At 74.8% G+C, this 6,305-nt stretch carries 6 protein-coding genes; 3 read left to right on the top strand and 3 right to left on the bottom strand.

Annotated elements, in window-relative coordinates:
• Positions 1–61: 61 nt before the first annotated feature.
• The gene (locus tag LE181_RS31235) at positions 62–1,096 is read right to left on the bottom strand and encodes a glycoside hydrolase family 6 protein (protein WP_225664930.1); all 1,035 of its coding nucleotides are present in this window, start codon (positions 1,094–1,096) and stop codon (positions 62–64) included.
• A 129-nt stretch (positions 1,097–1,225) separates the two neighbouring features.
• Positions 1,226–2,290, bottom strand: coding sequence for an ATP-dependent DNA ligase (locus LE181_RS31240; RefSeq protein WP_225664932.1), 1,065 nt, complete (start codon positions 2,288–2,290; stop codon positions 1,226–1,228).
• Between the two features lie 80 nt (positions 2,291–2,370).
• Between LE181_RS31240 and ligD the strand changes: the two genes are divergently transcribed.
• Complete coding sequence (gene ligD, locus LE181_RS31245) at positions 2,371–3,432, top strand: non-homologous end-joining DNA ligase (RefSeq protein ID WP_225664933.1); 1,062 nt, start codon at positions 2,371–2,373, stop codon at positions 3,430–3,432.
• A gap of 71 nt (positions 3,433–3,503) precedes the next feature.
• Positions 3,504–3,899 carry an SH3 domain-containing protein gene (locus LE181_RS31250; protein WP_225664934.1) on the top strand — a complete coding sequence of 132 codons (396 nt, stop codon included), beginning with the start codon at positions 3,504–3,506 and terminating at the stop codon, positions 3,897–3,899.
• 71 nt (positions 3,900–3,970) lie between these two features.
• Here LE181_RS31250 and LE181_RS31255 read toward each other — a convergent pair whose 3' ends face one another.
• The gene (locus LE181_RS31255) at positions 3,971–5,113 is read right to left on the bottom strand and encodes a CapA family protein (protein WP_225664935.1); all 1,143 of its coding nucleotides are present in this window, start codon (positions 5,111–5,113) and stop codon (positions 3,971–3,973) included.
• A 220-nt stretch (positions 5,114–5,333) separates the two neighbouring features.
• On the opposite strand from LE181_RS31255, the gene LE181_RS31260 reads away from it, so the two are divergent.
• The coding region (locus LE181_RS31260; protein ID WP_225664936.1) for a hypothetical protein at positions 5,334–6,305 on the top strand (972 nt) is incomplete at its 3' end.

Consider the following 6,305-nt stretch of genomic DNA (forward strand, 5'->3'; position numbering starts at 1 on the left):
GCCCTCGCGGGCGGCCTGGGTGCACGTCCGCTGAGGGCCGGGACCGGGGGAGGGGGCCCGGTCACCGGGCCGGGGCGGGCGACGCCGTGGCCAGGCCCAGGGCGTACTCGTTCCACCAGCGCCCGGCCTGCGGAGCGCCGCGGCAGGAGCCGTCCGACTCCCCGGGCCGCTTGATCCAGACGAACGCGTCGATCCGCGGGTCTCCGGTGGCGGTGGTGGGCGGCGTGCCCAGCGCCCGGCCGGGCGGGTTGCACCACGCCTCGTCGCCGCCCTCGGAGGGCAGCGCCGGAGGCAGCGGCCCCTTGCCGTTGCGGCTGGTGTCGATGATGAAGTGGGCGCCGCCGAGCCGGTCCGACAGCTGGTGGCCGTAGGCCCGCGTGACGGGCGTGGTGTGGAAGTTGGAGACGTTCAGCGCGAAGCCGTCCGCCTCCGCGATCCCCGCCTTCTTCAGCGCGTCGGCCAGCAACTGCTGGTCGGAGATCCAGCCCGCGTTGCCGGCGTCGATGTACACCGAGGTGCCGCGCTGCGCCTTGAACGTCCGTACCGCCTCGGCCAGGAGCCCCAGCCGCCCGGCCCTCGCCTCCTGCGGCAGACAACCCGCGGCCCACTGGGCGACCGCATCGGGTTCGAGGACCACCCACGCCCGGCGCTCGCCGATGCCGGCCGCGGCACGGGCCACCCAGGCGCGGTAGGCGCCGGCGTCGCGGGCGCCGCCGGAGGAGTACTGGCCGCAGTCGCGGTGCGGGATGTTGTAGGCGACCAGGAGCGGGATGCGGCCGGCGCGTTCGGCCGCCTCGGTGACCCGTTCGACCTGCTCACGGGGGTCCTCGCCGGTCATCCAGACGGCCGTGGGCTGCTCGGCGATGCGCTGCACCGCCTCCGCGTCCTCGTCCCGTCCCCGCTCCTGCCAGATGCGTGCCTGCTGCGCCGGCCGGTTCACGGGCTCGGCCCAGAAGGGGGAGCCGGGCCCGTCGGTGAAACCGGACGCCACGGCGGCGCCCGCGCACAACGGCAGGCACACGGCGCCCGCGCAGGCCAGTACGGCGGCCCGGTGCCGTGCACCGCAGGCCGGGCGGGCCGTCGGAATCCTTGCCATGAGCACCACCTCTCCCACGGGGTTCAGGAGTTCTCCCCAGCCTCGGAGCCGGCGTCCCGTCAGTTCCTGATTTGCTGGGCCGTACGGGGGCCGGGTTGCTCCGAGGGGAGGGCGTGCGCTGACCCTGCGTCACGCAGTGCCGAGGACCTCGGCCAGGTCGTAGCCGACCGGCTCCTCCAGCTGCGCGTACGTGCACTGTTCCGGCGTGCGGTCCGGGCGCCAGCGGCGGAACTGCGCCGTGTGGCGGAAGCGGTCGCCCTGCATGTGGTCGTAGGCGACCTCGACGACCCGCTCCGGGCGCAGCGCGATCCAGGACAGGTCCTTCTTCCCCGTCCAGCGGCTGGGGCCGCCGGGCAGCCGGCCGGCGGCCTGGGCCTCGGCGCTGGCCCACTCCTCCCACGGGTGCCCGGCCGCGGACGGCATCCGCAGCGGCTCCAGTTCGGTCATCAGCTCCTGGCGGCGGCGCATGGGGAACGACGCGCAGACGCCGACGTGCTGCAGCCGCCCGGCCGCGTCGTGCAGGCCCAGCAGCAGCGAGCCGACCACCGGGCCGCTCTTGTGCAGCCGCAGGCCCGCCACGACGCAGTCGGCGGTCCGCTCGTGCTTGACCTTGACCATGACCCGCTCGCCCGGCCGGTAGGGAAGGTCCGGCGGCTTGGCGATCACTCCGTCCAGGCCCGCCCCCTCGAACTGCTCGAACCAGCCCCCGGCCACGTCGAGGTCGTAGGTGACGGGGGCGGTGAAGACCGGGTCGTGGGCGCCGCGCAGGGCGTCCGTCAGCGCCTCGCGGCGCTCGCGCTGGGCCGTGTCCATCAAGGACGCGTCGCCCAGGGCGAGCAGGTCGAAGGCGATGAGGCTCGCCGGGGTCGTCCCCGCCAGGAGGCGGACCCGCGAGTCGGCCGGGTGGATGCGCTCCAGCAGCGCGTCGAAGTCCAGGCGGCCCCCACGGGCGATCACGATCTCCCCGTCCAGGACGCAGCGCCGCGGCAACTGCCCCAGCAGGGCGTCCACGAGCTCGGGGAAATAGCGGGTCAGCGGCTTCCCGGTCCGGCTGCCGAGCTCGATCTCGTCACCGTCGCGGAAGACGACGGCCCGGAAGCCGTCCCACTTGGCCTCGTACTGCATGCCGGGCGGGATCCTCGCCGCCGGCTTGGCCAGCATGGGCGCCACGGGGGGCATCACCGGAAGGTCCATGCCCTGGATTGTGCGCGCGGGAGCGCGCCCCGGGCCCGCCCGACAGGCGCGCCCCTCCCGTTCGGCCTAGCGTGACACGCATGGCAGACTCCCTGGAGCTCACCGTCGGCGAGCGGACGGTACGGCTGTCCCACCCGGACAAGGTCTACTTCCCCGAGCGCGGGTTCACCAAGTACGACCTCGCCACCTACTACCTGAGCGTCGGCGACGGCATCCTGCGCGCCCTCAGGGACCGGCCCACCACCCTGGAGCGCTACCCCGACGGGGTGACGGGGGAGTCGTTCTTCCAGAAACGGGCGCCCAAGAACCTCCCCGAGTGGATCCCCACCGGCCGCATCGCCTTCCCCAGCGGCCGGTACGCCGACGAGATCTGCCCCACCGAGACCGCGGCCGTCCTGTGGGCGGCGAACCTGGGGTGCCTGACCTTCCACCCCTGGCCGGTGCGGCGCGCCAACACCGACCACCCCGACGAACTGCGCATCGACCTCGACCCGCAGCCCGGCACCGAGTACGCCGACGCGGTCCGCGCCGCACTCGAACTGCGGGACGTCCTCGCGGGGCTGGGCCTGACCGGCTGGCCCAAGACCTCCGGAGGGCGCGGCCTGCACGTCTTCGTGCCCATCACCCCCGAGTGGACGTTCGTGCAGGTGCGCCGCGCCGCCATCGCCGTCGCCCGGGAGCTGGAGCGGCGGGCGCCGCAGCGCATCACCACCGCCTGGTGGAAGGAGGAACGCGGGAAAAAGATCTTTGTCGACTACAACCAGACCGCCCGCGACCGCACCATCGCCAGCGCCTACTCCGTGCGCCCGCGGCCGCACGCCCCGGTCTCCGCGCCGCTGCGCTGGGACGAGGTGGCCGACGCCCTGCCGGAGGACTTCGACCTGGGCACGATGCCCGCCCGCTTCGCCGACGTCGGCGACGTGCACGCCGGCATGGACGCCGAACCCTGCGGGCTGCGGGCGGCGCTCGAACTGGCCGACCGCGACGAGCGCGAGCACGGGCTGGGCGACCTGCCCTACCCGCCCGAGCACCCGAAGATGAAGGGCGAGCCCAAGCGCGTGCAGCCGAGCCGGGCCCGCAGGGCCGGCGACCGGGACGAGGGGGCCCCGCAGGCCGATCCGCCATCCGGGTCGTCACCTTGATTTGTGTTTAGGTCGACATTTCATGTGGAACCTGGGCAATGCGTGATCCACTTCGCATCGAGGGAGTTCCCATGTTCAGTACCTTCGCGATCCGCAGCAGGAAGTTCTCGGCCGGTGTGATCGCGGTCGCCGCCCTCGGCGGATCCCTGCTCGCCGCCGTCCCCGTCCAGGCGGCGCCGCCGGGCCGGCCCTACGGCACGGTCGTCGCGTCCACCGGCATCGTCGAGCGGGCGTACCCGAGCACCGACTCCTCTCCGAGAGGCATGCTCAAATTCCACGGCCAGGCCGCGCTGCGCTGCAAGGTCCGCGCGCAGGAGGTGGGGGGAAACCCGATCTGGTACATGCTGCGGGACCGCACGACCTGGGTCGCGGCGAAGTACATCGAGAACACCGGGGAGGTCTCGTACTGCAGGACCGTCAGCCACAAGGCGCTGGACGACCCGCAGACCCGCGCGGCCATGGGCTGAGCGGCGCGGGTCCGGGACCCGGCACCGGGCGGCCCTGACGGGGCCGGACCGCCCGGCTGCCGGCGGTCCGGCTAGTCGGCCATGGTCAGGCCGTCCTTGCCGGCGCCGCGGGAGAGGACGGCCCGGCGGATCCGCTCCCGGGCGTCGGCCAGCTCCGGCCGGCCCGGTCGCCCGGCGGTCTCCCGGCCCAGGTCGAGCACCCGGTAGTGGTCCCGCAGGTCGGTCAGCTGCGGCAGGAACTCCACCCTGACCACCCGCCAGCGCTCCCCGCGCCGCGCGGGAGGGGCGAAGGTGAAGCGGGCGATGGAGCTCTGGTTGCCCCGGTCGTCCCGGGCGCCCTCGGGGTTGAACATCTCGCCGGCGAGCTGGTCGCCCATCCCGTAGACGACCCAGGTGCCGTTGACCTTCTCGTACGCCTGCGGCACGTGGTTGTGCGTGCCCAGGATCAGGTCGACGTCCGGGCGGCCGCCGGTGGTGGCCGCCGTCAGCTGCCGCGCCAGCGTCAGCTGCTGCTCGTCGGGCTCCTGCTGCCACTCGGTGCCCCAGTGCAGGCTGACCGCCACGACGTCCGCCCCCGCCTTCCGGGCGGCACGGGCGTCGGCGAGGATGCGGTCCCTGTCGATGAGGTTGACCGTCCAGGGGCGGCCCTGCGGCACCGGTATGCCGTTGGTGGCGTAGGTGTAGGACAGCTGGGCGACGCGGGCCGGGCCCGCCTGCAGCAGGTTCACCCGGGCGCCCTCGGCGGCGGACCGGGCCGATCCGGTGTGCCGGAGGCCCACCCGGTCCATCGCGTCCAGGGTGCGCCGCACCCCGTCCTCGCCCGCGTCCAGCGTGTGGTTGGAGGCCGTCGAACACGAGTCGTACCCGGTCTCCTTCAGTGCCCGGGCCACGTGCGGCGGTGAGACGAACGCGGGCCAGCCGCTGAACGGCCCCTTCTCCTCCCCGTACACCGTCTCCATGTGACAGATGGCCACGTCGGCGCCGGAGACGACGTGCTTGACGCCCGCGAGCATCGGGCGGAAGTCGTGGCCCGTTCCCGAGCGCTCGCCGTCCTCCCGCGCCTGCCGGATCACCGAGTCGTGGGGGAGCACGTCCCCGGTGGCCACCAGCGTGAACCCGCTCCGGGCCGGGGCCGGCGCGCGCGGGGGCCCGGCCGCCCGCAGCGCGCCGTCGGGCGGGGAACAGCCCGCCGCGACCCCCGATATGAGTCCCATGACCGCCAGCACGGCCCTTCCCCGGTGTGTCCGCACGCCACCACTCCGCTTCTCCGCCGAAAGCACCGAAAAACACACTTCTCATATGACTTATATGTGGGCTGATGTCGGATTTCGCGGAGACGGGGGCCGGAAGTGGTGGAGAAAGCCGGCCTGGGGGCCCGGACCGGCGCCTAGAGTTGCGTCACGGGCTCACGTAACGGCCGGAAGGAAGAACGCGTTGGACCACCCGACCCATGGCTGTGTTCTCTTGCTGGACGGCACCCCCGACGGGCGGCGCGGCGCCCTGCCCAACCCGACCGCGCACGCCATCGCGGGCGCGAGCCCGCGCGGATTCCTCGCCGCCGCCTCGGCCGACGTGGTGCAGCTCCCGGCCATGGCCGGCCCGCAGAGCGTGCTGGCCTACCTCCAGGACGCCGTCCGGGTGCCCGGGCCGCTGCTGGTGTGGGTCACCGGGCACCTGATGGTCCCCGCCCGGCGCAGCACCGAGCTGCACCTGGCCCTGCGGGAGAGCACCGCCGCCACCGTCCGCTACACCGGCCTGCCCTGGGAGTGGCTGCTGCGGGCGCTGCGCGAGCACGCCGGGCCCACCCTGCTGCTCGTCGACGCCGAGGCCGACGCCCACGCCTGGCCGCACGTGAGCGCCGCGGCCCGCGACGGACGCCTCGCCGGCGGCCTGCCGCTCTGCGGGGTGGTCCACCCCACCCCGGACCGGCCCGCCCAGGAGGCCGGGCCCTACACCCGCTCCTTCCTGACCGCGCTGTCCGTCGGGCACCCCGCGGCCGGCCCCACCCTCGACCCCGCCCTCCTCCACCAGCTGGCGCTGGCTCAGGCCGGGCTCCCCGAGGGCTTCCTGGACCTCCGCCACGGCACGGCCGGCCCCGTCCTCGCCAACCGCGCCGCCCCGGCCCCCGCCGCACCCCCGGCCCCCGCGGCCGCCTCCGCGCCGGCGCCCGTTCCGGCGCCTGCGGCCGTCGCGGTCCCGGCCCCCGCGCCCGAGGAGGAGGACCCGCTGCCGCGCATCCTCGCCGCCGCCCAGGCCGGCCGGCACAACGAGGCCGCCGCCATGGCGGCCGCCTGGGAGCAGCAGGCGCTGCGCCGGCACGGCCCGCACAGCCCGCAGGCCGGCCTGTGGATCGAGGTCCGCGCCGACCTCGCCCGGCTGGCCGGCGACCACCCGCGCGCCGCCGAG

It is taken from the genome of Streptomyces sichuanensis, from assembly GCF_020328095.1.
Taxonomy (GTDB): Bacteria; Actinomycetota; Actinomycetes; order Streptomycetales; family Streptomycetaceae; genus Streptomyces; species Streptomyces cinnamoneus.